The sequence below is a fragment of the Mycobacterium marinum genome (assembly GCF_003391395.1).
Classification (GTDB): Bacteria; Actinomycetota; Actinomycetes; order Mycobacteriales; family Mycobacteriaceae; genus Mycobacterium; species Mycobacterium marinum.
Genome location: NZ_CP024190.1, coordinates 3002908 through 3020995, shown reverse-complemented (window position 1 = coordinate 3020995; position 18088 = coordinate 3002908). Strand labels below are relative to the sequence as shown.

Here is an 18088-nt window from a genome sequence, read left to right as displayed (position 1 = left end):
CTCAAGTCACTTGAGTGTGCACACGAGGCTAGGTGAGCATAGGTGGGTGACTACCCTTCCTAGTGCCGGATCGCTGTCGATCTCCACCGTTACCGGCGACCCCGTCGCGCGAGTTGTCGCTGACGCCACGGTCGCCGACGTCGCCAACGCGATGATCGCCGACAACGTCGGAGCGATCGTGATCGGGGACGACGACCGGCCTGCCGCCCTGGTGAGCGAACGCGATGTGGTTCGCGTAGTAGCGACCGGCAAGGATCCGAATACGGTGCCCGCCCTCGACGTTGCCAGCACCAAACTGGTGTGGTGCGACTCCGACGCCACCGTCGATCAGGTAGCGAACCAGATGATGGAACACTACATTCGCCACGTTCTGGTGGAACACGATGGCATACCGGCGGGGATCGTCTCGGCTCGTGACCTGCTCGGCGTCTACTGCTCCGATGCCGTTTTGGACTCGGACTAGGGCGGTGCGCGGCGGCTCTGCGTCGTTCTCGGCCGGCCCGGATCGGCCGTGACAATCCTCAGAATGCCTCTGGATTCTGCGCGATGGCGACCGGTACCGGGTGCTGGTAGAGCCGCGCCGCATTCTCCCAAGTGATCTTGCGAATCACGTCCGCGGGCAGTCCGTCGAGTTGTTCATGCATGGTCTGCTGGGTGTGCGGCCAGGTCGAATCGCAGTGCGGATAGTCGGATTCCACCATGATGTTTTCCGTACCGATTCGATGATGCTGCACGAACGAGGACTTGTCCTCCACCGCGCAGAACCAGAAGTTTCGCGTGAAAACCTCTGCCGGCGTCAAACTTTCGCCCATGGCCCGCTAAGTGCCATACATCTCGTGATAGCTGCGCATGTGGTCGAGACGATCGAGCAGTCCGGCAACCCAACCGATTCCCCCCTCGGACAGGCAGATCTTGAGATCCGGAAATCTGCTGGGCAGGCCGGAATACAGCCAGTCCACGGCCGCGGAGATGGCGTAGGCGAAGAACAGCACGCCCGGGACATCCGCAGGTGCGTCATCGGTGGTCGACGGGGACGAACCCGACGATCCGATATGTAGGTTCACCACCGTGCCGGTCTCGGCGCACGCCGCCATCATCGGGTCCCAGTGGCCCGAGTGAATGCTCGGCAGTCCGAGCATCGCGGGGTTCTCGCTGAAGCTGACGGCGCGAAATCCGCGCTCGGCGTTCTCATGGATCAGCTGCGCGCCCGCGCTGGGATCCAGCAGCCAGGGCAGCTGGCAGGGAATGATCCGCTCCGGATATGGTCCAGCCCAAGCTTCCAGGTGCCAGTCATTCCAGGCCCGCACCGCGGCCCAGGCGAGCTCGGGATCCTTGGTCACCTGCTGCAGCCGCTGGCCGGCAAACCCCGGCAGAAACGACGGGAAGTTCAGCGATGCGTAGACACCATTGAGATCCATGTCCTTGATGCGCTCATGAATATCCCACGCGCCCCTTCGCATTTCGTCAAAGCGCACCGGCTCGAAGCCGTATTCTGAGACGGGTCGCCCTACCACCGCGTTGAACCCGACGTTGGGCAGTACCTGTCCGTCGTAGACCCACACCTGTCCGCCGTCATCGGTCTCGACGACTCGTGGTGCGCGGTCGGCGAACCTCTGCGACAGACGTCCGGTGAAGGTGTCGGGCGGTTCGACGATGTGATCGTCCACCGAAATCACCGTGTAGCGGCGCCGCGCCCTGGGCGGATCCGGCAAGAAAGTGACGCTGCGGTCTGCGCCGGTCTTCGCCGTGGTGAAGCTGAGGTCGCTGGCCAGTTCGTCGATCGATTTCATCGTCGGCAATCTCTCTGCAGTGCTGGGTGATTCGCGGTCATCGGAGCTCAGCTCAGTACGTCCGGGTCGGCCTTGATGGTCATCCGTGCCGCCCCCGCCCAATAGACGTCGGCAGCACGTTCGATCAGCGATGACCGCATGCCGGCCATATCGGACCATTTCATCTGCGTGGGTTCTGCACCGGTGAGCATCACGTCGTAGGCCAGCTTGCATACTCGTTCGATCGACGCCGCGCGATAGACGGCTTGGGCGAGATTGCGGCCGGTGGCGATGACGCCGTGGTTGGCCAGAATCGTCAGGTTTGCGCTTCCGATATGTGCCGCGAGGTCGGCCGCACGCGCGGCGCTGTCGATTTCGCCGTCATAGCTTTCGACCAGGCACATGTCGTCGAGGAAGAGCGATCCGGTCTGGTGCACCAGGTCCGGCAGCCGGCCCAGGGCCGCCAGGACACACACGTAGTACGGGTGGTTGTGGATGACCACGCGAGCATCGTCGCGAACTCGGTGCAACTGAGTGTGGATATGGATCGCGGGAGTGACGTCCCACCGGCCCTTGACCACCCGCGCGTCGGCGTCCACCGTGCAGATATCCGAGGCGGTGAGTTCCTGCCACCACAGCCCCCATGGATTGACCAGCATGTCGGTTTGGCCGTCGGGCTGCCAGGTGATGTGACCGGCCATGTTCTCTGCGAACCCGATGCCCGCGAGGTGGCGGAAGGCAACGGCGAGCGCCTGCGCATCGGATAGCTCCACACCGATCGGAGGAATCACCGATGGCGCCCATACCTGCAGGCCACCTTGGCGTGCGTCAGGAGCGTTCATGCTCGGCCTCCATCCTGGCTCGAATATCGTCTCGAAGCTGCCCTTTGGCAATCTTGCCGCCGGAGGATCGAGGCAGTTCGTCGACCACGACGAGTCGTTCGGGCAGTAGTTCTTTGGAATACCCCAGCGCCAAGAGGTGCTCGACGAGTTCGGTTCGATCGAGGCGCTGCGAGTCGGCGAGCTCGACGTAGAGGCAGACCTTCTCCCCGAAAACCGGATCGGGCATCGACACCGCCGCAGCGATCGCGACGGCCGGGTGGGTCAGCGCCGCATCCTCGACCTGACCGGCGCTGATGTTCTTTCCGCCGCGCAAGATGAAGTCCGAGGTCCGGCCGGTGACGGTCAGATAGCCGTCCGGATCGATCTCGCAGATATCACCCATGCGCATCCACCCGTCCCGGGTGAACAACTTCTCGTGATCGGTTCCGCCCAGATAGCCGAGGCTGGTCGCCGGGCCGCGGCACGCGGGCTGGCCCCGGCCCGACGCGGTGACGTCACGGTCCCCGTCGAAAAGCCGCACCGACATTTCCGGAACAACCCGCCCACCCGTCCTGAGGCGACGCTCCCGCGAGTCGCGCAAGGTGGTCGCACTGAGCAATCCGGTCTCGTTGGAGCCATAGAACTGCAGAATGGTTGCGCCGGTGAGATCCTCGAACTCAGTGGCGCGCCGGTACGGCAACGCCTCGCCGCCGGCGAAGACGACCCGCAGCGAGCTCAGATCATAGGCCCGGCACCAGTGGTCGGCCATGAGCATCGTCAATTGGGTACTGACACAGCACAACACCGTGACCCGGTGCCGAGCGATTGCCTCACATGCGGCCAGCGTCGTGAACCGATCCAGAATCACCGCGCTGGCCCCCAGGTAAATGGGTGTGGTGTGGCTGGTCCAGATGCCGAATCCGAAGGGCATGGGAATCACCGGCAGGACTACGTCCTGCGGCGTCAACATGCCATTGGCGACCGCGTGCTGATGAAAGTAGTGCCAACGGTTCTGGGTATGCACCACACATTTGGGTGCCCCCGTGGTGCCCGAGGTGGAGTTGATCAGGAACACATCATCGGGACCGAGGCGTCGCTCGTTTCCGAGCTCGCTTTCGAGCCCATTTTCGGGCGCCACCGGCACCGGCTTACCGTCGAAGCGCAGCGTTTTACCCTCGCGCACTAAGACACCCGAGGGCACCGGAAGCTGTGCGCTCACCTCGGTCGCGGCGGCGCTGCGCGGGGCGTCGCTGACCAGGAGCTTGACCTGCGCGGCGCGCAATATCTGGGTGGCTTCCCGGACACCGGCGCGTGCACCGATGCCCACCACCACGGCGCCACAGCGCTCGATGGCGATGAACAACGCATGTAGCGCGGCGCAGTCGCCGTGCCATACCGCCACCCGGTCGCCGGGCAGCACGCCAGTTCCGGCCAGCTGTTCGGCTAGACTGGTTGCCGCACAGTCGAATTCACTCCACGTTAGCAGTGACGCCGGGTAGTCGATATAGGCGGCATGATGCGGCGAGCATTCGGCGTTTCGTCTTACCGCGTCCGATAGCGTCGAGTCGGACCACCAGCCTGCGGCGTGGTAGCGGATCGCCTCCTGGGTGCTGAATGCCGGAGATCCCGCCACATCGCGCCGACCGACAGCCATAACCAAATGATAGGAAAATAACGTGCCGCTCCACACCGACCCGCGACGGTTGGTGTCGGCCCCGCACCCAGGAGACAACCGAGATACCCCGTTCGCCAGGTGTCCCTCGGATGCTGCGCTACTCTCCCCCAAACCCGTAATCGTGCAACTGCGCGCGAAAGTCGGGTCGAAGACGGTAGCGGGCAGTATTGTCCGTGGCTCAGACAAACCATGGGAGCAAGCGTGACGGAGATGCCCGACGGTATCTCGATCCGGCAAGCTGAGCCGGCGGACTACCACAACGTCGCGCAGATGCACTACCCGAGCTGGCGGCTTTCCTACCGCGGCATCATGACGCCCGAGACCCTCGATCTGTTCGATTGGCAGGAGTGGATCGACGAGGAGTACCCGCGCAGGCTCGCCAGAGCCGGCTGGTCCATGTGGCTAGCCGAGTCGGGCGGCCAGATCGTCGGGATGAGCATTTTCGGGCCGGAGCCCGACAATCCGGATCAGCTGGAGATCGACTCGCTCTACGTCGCCGCCGGCAATGATCGCCGGGGCATCGGCGGCCTGCTGCTTGCCAATGCGCTCAACTCGGCGCCGTCACATGACGCGGTCTTGTGGTGTGCCGAGAAGAACTATCGAGCGCGACGGTTCTATCAGAAGAACGGCTTCCAGCTCGATGGCCGTTCATTCGCCTGGACGCTGGTACCCGGGGTCCTGGTCATACCGCAGATTGGCTTCACGCTGCACCGCTCGAGATCCCAGAGCTGAATCCTGACCTCACCGCGGCGGTCGCCCGGTGGCTGATCTGCGGTTTCGTGTCACCAAGGAGTTACCAAGAATCCTCCAAGGACCGAGCGGCAAGGTGCAGTCGACCAGAACCGATCGACCACAGCGAGGAGCCCGAGACCACCCATGGCCATTGTGGAATCGCCGCCAGGCCACCCCTACCCGCACTTGCCCGCCTCGTTCTACGGCACCCCATCGGGATCGCCCCCGGGTCCCACCGGGTACCTGGAGCACCCCAGACGCCACCCGTGGGAAATCGGGCTGCTGGTGCTGGTCATCGTGTCCAGCGTGCTGCTCTACCTGGTCGCGGCCGCCGTGGTGCTGTCGGGCAAGTCCAGCCTGCTCTGGATTTCCATCGTGGCCACGCCGATCGTGCTGTTCGCGCTGCGCGGGCTGACCTACGGCAAGCAGCGCGCCAACGGTGTCAAGATGTCACCGACCCAGTTCGCCGAAGGCTACTGGCTCGTCGTCGAGGCGGCCCGCCGGTTCGGGCTCAGCGAGGTTCCCGACGCCTACGTGGTGCTGGGCAACGGGCTGATCAACGCCTTCTCCAGCGGGCACGGCTTTCGCCGCTACGTCGTGGTGTACAGCGACCTGTTCGAAATCGGCGGTCAAGCCCGCGACCCCGAGGCGCTCGCCTTCATCATCGGCCATGAGGTCGGCCATATCGCGGCCGGGCATGCCTCGTACTGGCGCCAGCTGATGCAACTTGCGATGCGCGTTCCGCTGTTGGGGCCGACCCTGTCGCGGTCGATGGAGTACACCGCCGACAACTACGGCTACGCGTTCCGTCCCGCAGGTGCCCGCAAGGCCATCGGTGTGCTCAGTGCCGGAAAGTATCTGCTCCGGTCGGTGGATTTCGACGGCATGGCCGACCGGGCCGGGTCCGAGACCGGGTTCTTCGTCTGGCTGGCCAACATGGTGTCCTCGCATCCGGTGAACACCTGGCGCGCAGCCGCGCTGCGCAACCGCATGGTTGCGGGTTCGCTGTTCTTCCGGCCCAAACAGCCGGCCCCGGTGCCGCCGACGGCCTGGGCGGTCCCCGGCGACGGCGGATGGGCCAGGTAGTCCCCCCAGCCTCGCGTTCAATAGCCTGGGCACGGGAATCATCCGGTCCGGCAACGCAGGAGGCAGCGGCAGTGCGATCCATATCGATGGGCCAGTTGGGGGCGGGACTGGCCAGCGGAGCGATCGCCGGCGCCGCCGGCACCACCGCGCTCAATGTGATCGCCTACCTGGACATCGCGGTGCGGGGCCGCTCCACCAGTACGACCCCGGAAGACACCGTCAATGCCATGGCGCGATTGCTGCACCTGACGGTTCCGGGTACCGGGGACGTGCTGGCCAACCGCGTCGCCGGTCTCGGCGCGCTGACCGGCTACGCGGCCGGGATTGGGATGGGCCTGGTTCTTGGGCTTGCCTACGGCCTGGGTTGGCGGCCGCGGTTGCTGGTGGCCATGCTGGTCGCAACGGCCCTCGCCCTGGTGGGTACCAACGGACCGATGACCCTGCTCGGGGTGACCGACCCCAGGACCTGGGGCCTCGTCGGCTGGATCAGTGATCTGGTCCCGCACCTCGGATATGGCGTGGTCACCGCGCTGGTCTTGCATTACACGGCCTTGCGCAAGCGCCACCAACCACTGGATCCACGCTAGGCCGGTTCGCCAGGAACCCGACCCCGCGGCCGATCACCCGCCCTTGAGGCGAATCTTCCACCGCACGAAGCTGACGTAGCACAAGCTGATGAACGCGAGCATGGCCATGTCAAACCACCAGGCACCAGCCGTGTGATGCCAGTGCGAATCCTTCGGAGTCAGCGGACCGGGCACGAGTTTGATCAGGTCGACGGTCGAGGCCGAGGTGGCAAATCCCCATCGTGCCGGTGTGGCCCAGGACATCTGGTCCAACCCCAGGCGGTCGGTGACGGGAATCATGCCGCCGGAGAACACCAACTGCGACATCACCGCGACCACCAGCAGCGGCATGATCTGTTCGTTCGACTTGGCCACCGCCGATAGCGCCAGTCCGAGCATCGCTGAAGCGACGCAGGTGGCGGCGACGTCGGCGAACAGTTCGAGCCCAGGTTTGCCCAGCGCCACGGCGCCCTGGGTGGGACCGCCCTTGCCGATCAGCACGATGATGGTGACAATCGCCGATTGAACGACCGCAAACACCGTGTAGACGCAGATCTTCGCCAGCAGGTACGCGGTGGTGGACAGGCCGACCGCCTGTTCGCGCCGGAAGATGGCCCGCTCGCCGATGAGATCTCGGATTGTCAGCGCGGTCCCCATGAAGACCGCACCGACATTGAGCAACACCAGAATCTGACCCGGCTCGTTGGGTGCGTTCCCCATCGGATTGGGCATGCCGAAGCCGACGTCCCCGGGTACCGACATCGACAGCGAGCCCATGATGAACGGCAATATCGCCAGGAAGATGAAATAGCCTCGGTCCGAGATGATCAGCCGCATCTGGCGTCTGGCGATGGTGGAGAACTGGCGGAACAAGCTGGTGTGCGACGGGTCGCCGCCCAGCTCCCCAGGGCGCTCCACCGGCGGCGCTGGCGGGGGTGGCCCCGTCTGCGCCAAGTAGCGCGCCTGTGCCCCCTCCGGGTCGTCGGCGACCGTGCTGAAGATGTCGGCCCAGTTGGTCGTCCCCATGGCCGGACCGATCTGGCTGGGCGGCCCGCAGAACGCCGTCTTGCCGCCCGGTGCCAGCAACAGAACCTGATCGCAGACATCGAGGTAGGTCAGTGAGTGAGTGACAACCAGCACCACACGACCGGCGTCGGCCAATTGCCGCAGCATGGTCATGACCTGCCGGTCCAACGCCGGATCCAGACCGGATGTGGGCTCATCCAGGATCAGCAGCGACGGTCCCGTCAGCAGTTCGAGGGCCACCGATGCACGTTTGCGCTGACCTCCCGACAGTTTGTCGACCCGCGTCTCGAGGTGCTTGGACATCTCCAGCTCTTCGAGGACCCGGGCGACCACCTGTTCGCGGTCCTCCTTGGTGGTGTCCGGCGGCAGCCGCAGTTCGGCCGCATACATCAACGCCTGCCGGACCGTCAGTTGACCGTGGACCACGTCGTCTTGCGGCACCATGCCGATCCTGCTGCGCAGGGAGGCGTATTCGGCATGAATGTTGTGGCCTTCAAAAGTCACCGTGCCGTTGGTCGGGTGCGTGTACCCGGCGACCAGCCTGGCGAAAGTTGATTTGCCGGCACCGGACGGGCCGATGACCGCGGTGAGCATCCCCGGGCGTGCCGCCAACGAGATGTTGTCCAGCAGCGTCTTGTTGCCCTCGATCGTCCACGTCACCCCGTGCACGTCAAGGCCCCCGGTGCGCGTCTCGAGCAGGCTCTCTTCGCGGCGGGCCAGCGCACCATTGGCGAAAATGAGGTCGATGTTGCCGATCGTGACGACGTCGCCGTCATGCAGCAGTGCCGCCTCGACCCTGGCACCGTTAACGAATGTGCCGTTGATGCTGCGGTTGTCCCGGATCTCGGTGCCCTGCGGTGTCGGGATCAGGGTGGCGTGGTGACGCGACGCCAGCACCTCGGGAATGACGATGTCGTTGTCGTCGGCGCGGCCGATCGTCACCGCTCCCGGCGGCAATTCGCCCGCCGCCCTGCCCGGACGCAGAATCTTCATCATCGAGGTGGCTATGTTGCCGGTTTCGCCGGGCGCGCGCCCGACCACGAGGGGGGCCGGGGGCGCCGGGCTGGCCCCCGGCGGCCGGTATATCTGCGGGGCCGGCTGAGCGCCGGTTTGCGACCGCGACGTCTGCGGGCCGCTGGGGTATTGCGGTTGCTGGGCCGACGGCTGCACGTGCTGCGGTCCGCTGGGAGGTTGAGCCGGCATCCGCGTGGTCGGCGGGGCCGGCTGCGGCGGAACGGGCCGGTGCGAGCCGGTTTGCGGGGGCGCCTGGCTGGGCCATGCCCCGCTGGGCATGGGCGGGGGCACCTGCATGACCGCGGTTGGCGGTGGGCGCCCGACCGAACCTTGCTGACGGCGGCCGACTCCGAAGTCCAGCGCCGGACCATCCGGGTTGCCGATGTTGACCCGCTGGCCATCTTGGATGTCGACAACCGGTACTCGCCGGTTGTTGATGTAGAGCCCATTGAGACTGCCATTGTCAATGGCGATCCATCGGCCTTGATCGAAGCGCAGCAGCAGATGCACCCGTGAGATCAGCGGGTCCGCGACGCGGACGTCTGCCCGCAAATCACGGCCAATGACTACGTCGTGGCCTGCGGCGAAGGTGCGCTCAGCTCCGTTGTACCGCACGGTCAGCACCGGCGGGGCGGCTGTTTGGGTCATCGGGACCAACTGTAATGGCACCGGCGCTCCGGGCAGAACAGGGCGCGGATATGTGTTAGCCGCGCCGATCCGCCGCGGCCACTGACATTTCACGCGGCACGTCATATGGTCGGTCTACGGAGCCTCCCGGAGGAGAGATCGTGAGCACCTTGTCCAGTGGCCTGCGAACGCTCAGCTACGAAGCATTCATCTACTTCTATCCGTTGGTCATGATGGATGTGACGCGACTGCAGGCCCTCAACGCGGCACCCGGCACCGGCCCCGGCGCCGGCCCGCCCAATCACTTCTCGCACATGCGGGCGTTCCCGTCGGCCGACTTCCGCGCGGTGGTGCGGCCCAACTTCGACACGCTGTACTCCTCGGCCTGGCTGGACCTGCGCAACGGTCCGGTCCGCCTGCAGTCGGCGGACACCGACGATCGCTACTACATGCTGCCGATGCTGGACATGTGGACAGACGTTTTCGCCAATCCCGGCAAGCGCACCAGCGGGACGGGTCCACTTGATCTCGTGATCGCCGGCCCTGGCTACCACGGCGAAAGCGGCGAACAACCGCGCCCAACCACGGTCGTGGCCGCGCCGACACCGTTTGTCTGGATCATCGGCCGCACCCAGACCAACGGGCCAGCCGACTACCCGGCCGTTCACCGGGTACAGGACGGCTACTCCCTCACTGAGCTCGGCAGCGGGGCGCAGGCCAGTGCGGGAGACAAGCGACCAGACTTTGACCCGACTACCGAGCCGCCCAGAATCGTCAACGGCATGGCAGCGCTGGACTACCTCTCGTATGCGGCCGATCTGCTGGGCGTCAATCCACCACACCCGACCGACTACTCCGTGCTTGCCCGGCTGGCCAACCTCGGCATCGAAGCGGGAAGCCCGTTCGATGCGAGCCGGTTCAACGCGGACCAAGTCGCAGAGTTCGAGCGCGGCAGAAGCGATGCGCTCAACGACATCCTCAAGAGCGCCACCAAGCTTGGGGCCAACGTCGACGGCTGGATCAGCCTGACCGAGAGCATGGGCGTCTACGGCAACAACTACCTACGACGCGCGGTGGTGGCCCTCATCGGTCTGGGAGCCAACCCCGCCGAGGACGCCGTATACCCGTTCCTCGCCACCGATGAGCACGGAGATCCGCTGGCCGGCGAACACGACTACGTCATCCACTTCGACGCGGACAAGCTACCCCCGGTGGACGCATTCTGGTCGGTCACGATGTATGACGCCGAAGGCTTTCAAGTGGCCAACGAGCTGAACCGATTCGCCATCGGCGACCGTGACGAGCTGCGCTACAACGACGACGGCTCATTGGACCTCTATCTCGCGCACACCGACCCCGGTCCCGAGCGCCAGTCGAACTGGCTCCCGGCCCCGTTGGGCCCGCTGGGCGTGACCATGCGGCTGTACGCGCCGAGGCCCGAGGTGGTCGCCGGCGAATGGTCGCCACCCCCGGTGCGCAAGGCCTGACTCAAACATCGGCCGTGGCCTTGGCGCCCAGAGGTGCCGCCGCGGCTGCGGCGGTGTCTAGCCCTCGAATCCGTGATAGTGCATCACGTGCTTGATCCGGGTGTAGTCCTCGAACCCGTACATGGACAGGTCCTTGCCGTAGCCGGAGTGCTTGAAACCGCCGTGCGGCATCTCGGCAACCAGCGGAATGTGGGTGTTGATCCACACACACCCGAAGTCCAGCCGTGCTCCCATGCGTGCGGCGGTGTCGACGTCCTTGGTCCACACCGAGGATGCGAGACCGTATTCGGTGCCGTTGGCGAAAAACAGGGCCTGCTGCTCGTCGCTGAAACGCTGCGCGGTGACGACCGGGCCGAAGATCTCGGTCTGAATCAATTCGTCGTCCTGTTGCAGGTCGACAATCAACGTGGGCTCGTAGAAGAAGCCCGCGCAGTCTTTCTGCTTGCCGCCGGCAAGAATTCGGGCGTGCGCCGGTGCACGGGACACCAGGCCATCGATGTGGCGCATCTGGTTGCTGTTGTTGATGGGACCAAACAAGATGTCCTCATCCGCGGGGTCATAGCCTGTCCTGGTGCCGGCCACCGACTCGGCCATCGCCGACAGGAACTCGTCGTAGATGCCGTCCTGGATGATCAGCCGAGTGGCGGCGGTGCAATCCTGGCCCGCGTTGAAATAGCCTGCCGCGGTAAGTCCCTCCACCGCCGCCGCGATGTCGGCGTCATTGAAGATGACTACCGGCGCCTTGCCTCCCAGCTCGAGATGCGCACGTTTGAGGTCGTTGGCCGCGCTGGCCGCCACCGCCATACCTGCCCTGGTGGAGCCGGTGATCGACACCAGCTGTGGCACCGGGTGCGCCACCAGTGCCGCACCGGTGTCGCGGTCGCCGCACACCAGGTTGCACACCCCGGGCGGGAAGATCTCCTGCATCTTCTCGACCATCCAGTAGGACGACGCGGGCGTGGTGTCCGAAGGCTTGAGTACCACGGTGCAGCCGGCGGCCAGCGCCGGGGCAAACTTCCACACCGCCATCATCATCGGGTAATTCCAGGGCGCTACCTGGGCAACCGGGCCCACCGGCTCCCGTCGAATCGACGACGTGTGCCCACGCATGTATTCGCCCTGTGAGCGGCCTTCCAGAACCCGCGCCGCGCCGGCGAAGAACCGGATCTGATCAACCATCGGCGGAATTTCCTCCGACATGGTCAACGACATTGGCTTGCCCGTGTTCTCGCACTCGAGCGCGACAAGTTCCTCGGCGTTGTCCTCGATGAGGTCGGCGAGCCGCAGCAGCGCACGCTGCCGTTCGCTGGGGGTGGACCAACGCCACGACTCGAACGCCTTGGCCGCCGCGGTGAACGCGTCATCGACATCTTTGCCAGAGGAATTCGGCGCCGATGCATAGACTTCGCCCGTCGACGGGTTGACGATATCCATCGTGTTTCCGTCCGGCGTTGCCTGGATTTCTCCGCCAATGATGTTGTGAAAAACCTTCTTTTCCACCATGGTGTCCCGTTCTACGAGTAGCGCTCAATGATGTTGGTCCGGACCGGCGTCCGGATGGCTAGCGGTGGCGATGGCGGCGTCGTCGGTGAGGGCAGGGGTTGACGGCGTCAGCGTGTGACCCAAAAAGAAGCCGGGTTGGCGCACTCGCATGACCACCATCAGCACCGCGCCGAGCGACAGGATGCCGAAGCCAAGGTAGAAGACTAGCCCGACGCCTGCGATCGACGCGCCGCTGCCATGTTGCGGGTCCATGCTTTCGCGGACCGAAACAACAAAGACCAGCAACAGCATCATCCCGCCGAGCAGCGGACAAAGGAATTTGAAAACGACGTTGCGCAAAGACGTGAAGAGTTCCTTGCGGAAATACCACATGCAGGCGAAGGCGGTAATTCCGTAATACCAGCAAACCAGCATGCCGAGGGCCGCAATGGTGTCCAACAGGGTTCGCTCCGATAGCAACCTGGCGAGGGTGTAGAAGGCACCCGAAGCAATGGCTGCCGCGATGGTGCTGAACAGCGGCACCTGGAAACGTGAGCTCACCGCCGAGAACCGCTGGGGAAATGCCCGATAGGCGCCCATGGCGAGCATGCAACGCGACGCCGGGAGGAACGTCGTCTGCAAACTCGACAGGGTGGACGCCAGGATGCCCAGAAACAGCAACTGGCTACCCCACGGACCGAGCACCGGTCGCGCCAGTGCGCCGAACACGTTCTCGGAATTAACCGGGTTGCCCAACCCCAGTCCCTGCGAACCGACACCGGCGTACATCATCATCGCCACACTCACCAGCAGGTATGTCAGCAGAATGCTGACCACACACAGCACACCGGCGCGTCCGGGAACCTTCTTTGGGTCGGTGCATTCCTCACCCAGGGTCAGGCACGTATCCCAGCCCCAGAACGAGAAAATCGAACCGGTCACCCCAATGACGAACGCACCCATCGCGAGCCCGCTGAACGGGTCGAACCAATTGAAATCGAAGCTCAGATTCGCGGGGCCATGGCCCCGCACCGCGCCGATGATGGCCACCACCCCGAAACCCAAGATCACCGTCATCTGGAAGATGACCAATAGTCCCTGCACCCGCTCGCTGGTTTGGATGCCACGACTGGAAACCCAAGTCGCCCCGGCGATAAACACCAGTGTGGAAGCGATATCGACCCATCGGTTTGCGGCCAGGGACGCGATCCCTGGGCTATCGAACAGGCCGGCGATCAGCAGATAGAAAAACTGCACCGCGACCGCAGCCAGGTTCGACAACACAATGACCGTCGCGATCACCATGCCCCAGCCGCACATCCAGCCCACGTAGGGTCCGAAGGCTTTGGTGGACCAGGTGAACGACGCTCCACAGTCCGGAGTGTCGGCGTTCAATTCGCGATAGGCGAACGCGGTCAAAAACATCGGAATAAATCCGAATACAAATATCGCCGGCATCTTGAGCCCGACCGCGGCAACGATCAAGCCGATGCTGGCCGTCAACGTGTAGCCGGGTGCCACACACGCGATACCGAGGATTGCCCCCGAGACGGTGCCAACGGCCCCCTTGGCCAGGCCCTTGGATACCACCCCCTCAGCCGCGGTGTTGCTGAGCTGAGGCACGATCGGCTGCACCTTCAGCTTGTTGCCTTTGGGACCACGGGCGAAGAGCGGCGGCGCCGGGGTGTCTGTCATTCAGCAACCACCTTCGCCATGACACGTTGCGGCTGCCGTGGGCGCGACATCCAACGACGGGTTGCGGTCGAAAAATCCAACAGGCTTAAGCCAGAAAGACACGGTGTCGGCCGGCATCACCGGCCAGTCCTCCGGTCGCGTTATGTGGTGGATGCCGAACGTGTACCACACCACCACGTCGGTGTTCTCGATCGACCGGTTGGCCGCAGTCCACGCGGGCAACCCCAGTCCCGGACCGCTCTGGTTCACGAACTCCCCCGCTGGCCAACGCTCGTCGGGATGATTGGGCGTAACCCATACGGTATGGGTGATGGCCTCCGCCCGGCGTAGTACCGGCGACCTGAGATCAAACATCGGCGGAATGGCCGCACCCCCGACGAGCTTGTACGACGGGTGGGTGCCCAGCCCATTGGTGACGTTCTCGTTGACCACCCGCCACGCCCGCTGGGTCTCCCAGCAGTAGTCCTGTTTGCCCTCTTCCTCGGTGCGCAGCGGGATGTTCCTCTGGCGCAACGACAAACCGTAGGGGTTATCCGGTCCCGTAGGCACCATCTCCGTCTCGCTCGTGTACACGGTGTTGTCCGTGCCGTCGATGTCCAGATCCAGCCGCGCGGTAAGAAAATGTTGGTGATACGGGGCATAAGTTCGTTCGTCGACCAACGTGCCCGATGCGTGCGCCTGACCATTGTCGAAGTTCGTGGTCACCATCAAACCGGTTGCACGAATTTCGCATTCGATGTTGCCATCCTGGTAGAAGCGCCAGTAAACCAAGTACTCGTAGTTGGCCACCGTCACGTGGAAAGAGACGGTGAGCCGGCGCATGCGCCGCACCTCGGCGCTGCCATCGCATACGACGTGCTTCCACAGCACCGCGTTGTCTTCTTCATGGATGCAGATGGCATTCTTGATCGTGTATGGCTCCCCCTTGCTGTTGTGTAAGACCGCATCGAGATATCGGATCTCGCCCAGGCAGTCGCACCCCCTCTCCAGCGAGGTTGTCATGAATCCGAGCCCCCATTCGCCGATGTCGAAGGCCGTCCGACGATAGTGATCAGCGCAATGATCGCGGTAGGGCACCGCCATCTCGGCGAAAGACATCCGGTAGGCAATCGGGCGAACCCGACCGTGGTCGTTGTAGGTAACGGTGTGCAGTGTCATGCCTTCGCGATAGTTGAAACCGACGCGCAGCGACCAGTTTTGCCATTCCAGATGATTGCCCCGCAGGGTGAACGACGGACCGTCGGGTTGAATGATCTCCAATGGCCGCAGGGCGCCCCGCACGCTGGAATCACGCAGATTCTCCGGGATGTGCCGAGGCACATATTCGGCCATGACGGCCGGGAACTCGAGCGGACTGCCTTCCTCGATGTCGAGCAATTCCATGGTGTTCAAGTCGATAACGCAATGAAATCCCTTGATGTGTCGCGCATAGAGGTTCCCGCCACCTGGCGACGTCAGCCAGCTGTCCGACCATGCGAGCCGTCGGCCGCGATACGCTTCCGGAATCAGGGCGTCGCCGTAGGCCCACACATCGACCAGCATGTTCTCCAAGTCGGTAATGCCGCGTCGGCACAAGGCCGCGATAACGGCCGGATGGCTGCGGAGCACCTCGCCCGCCTCTAGCCATTCATCATGGGTGATATTGGGCTGCACCCCCGGCAGGCAAGTCCACGAGAGAATGCGGTCGCCCGAGAGGGAAACGAGCGCCTTGTAGGTGCCGTTTGTGTCACGGTCGAAGCACACGATGACAGCCCGTCGATCCGGCACCACTGCGTTGTTTTCGAAATCAGCGATTTCTCGTTTGCCCGGTTCCGCGAGCTCCATCGAGGCGAATCGCCAACGTTCAGTGACATTCCGGTCACGGCGCACAACGGAGACGGCCTGCTGGAACTCGCTCTCGGTCAGCGGATCGAGCGGATGGAAAGTCTGGACGATCGTCTCGGTCATGGCTTCTCCTGTGTCAAACCCGGCCCCAAAACGTACCTGTGGTTCGCGGCCATCTTCACAAAGACGGCAACAATTTCCCGCAAGTTAACACTGGGCCTGCCGAGTCTGTGGAACAAGGGTTGTCGGCATGGCTCGAAAAGAAGTACCGCGCGAAATTCAGCGCAAATTCACCACTTACAAGTGCCGCGGATAGCCGGTAATTGGCGCCGCACGCAATACACCGAGCGCCCCGTGTGTCGGTAAGCTCCGCCGGCGCGATTCCGATGTTGTCTGAGCCACAACCGCACCGGAGCCCGCAGCCGGGTCATTAGAGTGGGCAGCGAATGTAACGAGGCATTGGCGAAGGAGATCTCGATGAGTCCCTGGAAGCGGCCGTCGGCCACGGCAGCGATCGCGGCGCTGGCCTTTACCGCCCTTCCACAGGTGTTCGCCGTCATGGCTCCGTCCGGCGCGGCACAGGCCGACGTGTGCGTCAACGCCGGCCGGCGGGTATCGGTCAGCGGGTGCGCCAACATTGCAGACGCGATCGCCCCCTACGTTCCGCCGCCCGCCGAATATGCCCCGCTGCCCGAGGACTACCCGCCGCCCCCGCCGCCGCCCCCCAACGTGAATGTGTGCGCCAATGTCGGCAGGCGAATCAGCGTCAGCGGCTGCGTATAGGCCGGGTGGCCGCGGCGGACCAGCCCGCTCAGTAGCCGTTGCTGCGGCGAATGTCCTCTCGGCATTCGTGGCGGGTCTGGCCGGTCTGCTGCATGCAGATGCGTATCGGCGAATCCTGATCGATGGGTAACGGCGGCTCGGTCGGATCGGGCGTGGCGCTCACCGTCGGACTTGCCACCGTGCCTTCGGTGAGCGACCAGATTGTCGTGTTGGTGCCCTGCAGGGTCGAACAGTAGGCGGTGGCGCCTGTTTTTGTGGTTCCGGTGCTGCCGAGCGGGGAACACATGGCGCCAATGACGACCACCGGCGCGGGAGTCACCGATTCCGTCGTCGCGGCCGCCGTACTGGTAGACGTGCTCGTCGGCGCGGTCGTGGTGGCCGTGGTTGTCGAGGTCTTGGCGGCCGTGGGGCTGGGCCGGCTGGAACTGGTCGCCGCAGGCGGTGCGACACGTTCATCGTCGGCGCGCTCGAACTCGCGCAGCGCCACGGCGATCGCTACGACCAGCAGGATCGCCAGCACGGCGGGGACGATGACCGAGGCTCGCGCCAGAGACTTCTTGGCCGCAGGCACCGCCACCGCCACCGGCCGGGAGATGCGCGTGTCGTCGGGATCGCCGACTCCGCCCAGCCGATGGCTCAATGCCCGCGCGAAATCGATGCAGCGTTGGTAACGGTCCTTGGGGTCTTTGGCCAGCGCCTTGGCGAAAACCGGGTCCAGCTCTGCCAATGCCGGCAGGCGCTGGCCGATCGCCGGGGGTGCGGCGCTGAGATGCTGGCTGATCACTACGGCAGGATTGGAGTGCTGAAACGGCGGCGAGCCCGTCAGCAGGTGGTATGCCGTCGCCGCCAGGGCGTACTGATCGGCCTTTCCGTCCAGGTCGTGGCCCATCAGCTGCTCGGGCGGCGCGTAGGACACGGTGCCGACGGTCATGTTCGTCGCTGTCAGCCCACTGGCTTCGCCGACCCACCCGGCGATCCCGAAGTCGGCCAACATGATCCGCTTGGCCTGCGAGGCCGGCGCCGCGATGAGAATGTTGGCGGGCTTGACGTCGCGGTGCAGCAGCTTGTGGTCGTGCGCGTAGTCGAGCGCCTCGGCCACCGCGGTGATGATCTCGCTGACCTCCGAGCCGGGCATCCCGTTGGGGTACCGATCGCGAAGCAGCGTCACAGCATCGGTGCCGTCGACGTAGTCCATGTCGATCCACAGCTGGCCGTCGGTTTCCCCGCGATCATGCACGGCAACGATGTGCGGATGCCACAGGGCTGCGGCGGCATCGGCCTCGCGGTGGAAGCGTTGGCGGTACTCGTGGTCTGCGGACACCTCGGGCCGAAGGACTTTGAGCGCGTCTTGCCGGGGCAATCGGGGATGCTGGGCCAGATAGACCTCGCCCATCCCGCCGGTACCCAGCTGTCGGACGATGGTGTAGCCGGCGAACGTCGAACCTGCGGCGAGCGGCATGGCCGCATCGTAGCCCGCCCGGGCGCAGCAGGTCGAAGAGCG

13 protein-coding genes and 1 pseudogene are annotated in these 18088 nt (G+C 64.6%); 6 read left to right on the top strand and 8 right to left on the bottom strand.

Translation table 11 applies throughout. From position 1 onward, the window contains the following. The first annotated feature begins 46 nt into the window (after positions 1 to 46). Entirely contained in the window at positions 47 to 463 is a 417-nt protein-coding gene (locus CCUG20998_RS12630) for a CBS domain-containing protein (RefSeq protein WP_012394342.1), read from the top strand. 58 nt (positions 464 to 521) lie between these two features. Here the strand turns inward: CCUG20998_RS12630 and CCUG20998_RS12625 are convergent. From CCUG20998_RS12625 to CCUG20998_RS12615, 3 genes and pseudogenes are all read right to left on the bottom strand, one after another. Then, a pseudogene (locus CCUG20998_RS12625) lies at positions 522 to 1790 on the bottom strand (amidohydrolase family protein). A gap of 47 nt (positions 1791 to 1837) precedes the next feature. Next, entirely contained in the window at positions 1838 to 2611 is a 774-nt protein-coding gene (locus CCUG20998_RS12620) for a class II aldolase/adducin family protein (RefSeq protein WP_020728893.1), read from the bottom strand. Continuing rightward, entirely contained in the window at positions 2598 to 4244 is a 1647-nt protein-coding gene (locus tag CCUG20998_RS12615; protein ID WP_020728892.1) for a class I adenylate-forming enzyme family protein, read from the bottom strand. The genes CCUG20998_RS12620 and CCUG20998_RS12615 overlap by 14 nt, the downstream gene beginning before the upstream one ends. Before the next feature lie 231 nt (positions 4245 to 4475). Between CCUG20998_RS12615 and CCUG20998_RS12610 the strand changes: the two genes are divergently transcribed. The 3 genes from CCUG20998_RS12610 to CCUG20998_RS12600 all read left to right on the top strand — a co-directional run bounded on the left by CCUG20998_RS12610 (position 4476) and on the right by CCUG20998_RS12600 (position 6670). Further along, positions 4476 to 4997 (top strand): GNAT family N-acetyltransferase, encoded by a 522-nt coding sequence (locus CCUG20998_RS12610; RefSeq protein WP_020787540.1) that lies wholly within the window; start codon positions 4476 to 4478, stop codon positions 4995 to 4997. 144 nt (positions 4998 to 5141) lie between these two features. Continuing rightward, entirely contained in the window at positions 5142 to 6083 is a 942-nt protein-coding gene (locus tag CCUG20998_RS12605) for a M48 family metallopeptidase (protein WP_020725197.1), read from the top strand. A 71-nt stretch (positions 6084 to 6154) separates the two neighbouring features. Continuing rightward, entirely contained in the window at positions 6155 to 6670 is a 516-nt protein-coding gene (locus CCUG20998_RS12600) for a hypothetical protein (protein WP_020728891.1), read from the top strand. Positions 6671 to 6703: 33 nt separating this feature from the next. Here the strand turns inward: CCUG20998_RS12600 and CCUG20998_RS12595 are convergent, their stop codons facing one another. Further along, complete coding sequence (locus CCUG20998_RS12595) at positions 6704 to 9337, bottom strand: FHA domain-containing protein (protein ID WP_036455649.1); 2634 nt, start codon at positions 9335 to 9337, stop codon at positions 6704 to 6706. A gap of 140 nt (positions 9338 to 9477) precedes the next feature. Between CCUG20998_RS12595 and CCUG20998_RS12590 the strand changes: the two genes are divergently transcribed. Beyond that, complete coding sequence (locus CCUG20998_RS12590) at positions 9478 to 10803, top strand: DUF1254 domain-containing protein (protein WP_020728889.1); 1326 nt, start codon at positions 9478 to 9480, stop codon at positions 10801 to 10803. A gap of 57 nt (positions 10804 to 10860) precedes the next feature. Here the strand turns inward: CCUG20998_RS12590 and CCUG20998_RS12585 are convergent, their stop codons facing one another. Genes CCUG20998_RS12585 through CCUG20998_RS12575 form a run of 3 tightly spaced genes read right to left on the bottom strand, consistent with a single transcriptional unit; the run spans position 10861 to position 15927 of the window. Continuing rightward, positions 10861 to 12306, bottom strand: a complete 1446-nt coding sequence (locus CCUG20998_RS12585; RefSeq protein WP_036455648.1) for a gamma-aminobutyraldehyde dehydrogenase — start codon at positions 12304 to 12306, stop codon at positions 10861 to 10863. A gap of 24 nt (positions 12307 to 12330) precedes the next feature. After that, complete coding sequence (locus CCUG20998_RS12580; RefSeq protein ID WP_020728887.1) at positions 12331 to 13980, bottom strand: APC family permease; 1650 nt, start codon at positions 13978 to 13980, stop codon at positions 12331 to 12333. Continuing rightward, complete coding sequence (locus CCUG20998_RS12575; RefSeq protein ID WP_020728886.1) at positions 13981 to 15927, bottom strand: primary-amine oxidase; 1947 nt, start codon at positions 15925 to 15927, stop codon at positions 13981 to 13983. Positions 15928 to 16281: 354 nt separating this feature from the next. Between CCUG20998_RS12575 and CCUG20998_RS12570 the strand changes: the two genes are divergently transcribed. Further along, complete coding sequence (locus tag CCUG20998_RS12570) at positions 16282 to 16587, top strand: hypothetical protein (protein WP_036455894.1); 306 nt, start codon at positions 16282 to 16284, stop codon at positions 16585 to 16587. 28 nt (positions 16588 to 16615) lie between these two features. On the opposite strand, the gene CCUG20998_RS12565 is transcribed toward CCUG20998_RS12570, so the two are convergent. Further along, positions 16616 to 18046 carry a serine/threonine-protein kinase gene (locus CCUG20998_RS12565; protein ID WP_020728884.1) on the bottom strand — a complete coding sequence of 477 codons (1431 nt, stop codon included), beginning with the start codon at positions 18044 to 18046 and terminating at the stop codon, positions 16616 to 16618. Between the last annotated feature and the right edge of the window lie 42 nt (positions 18047 to 18088).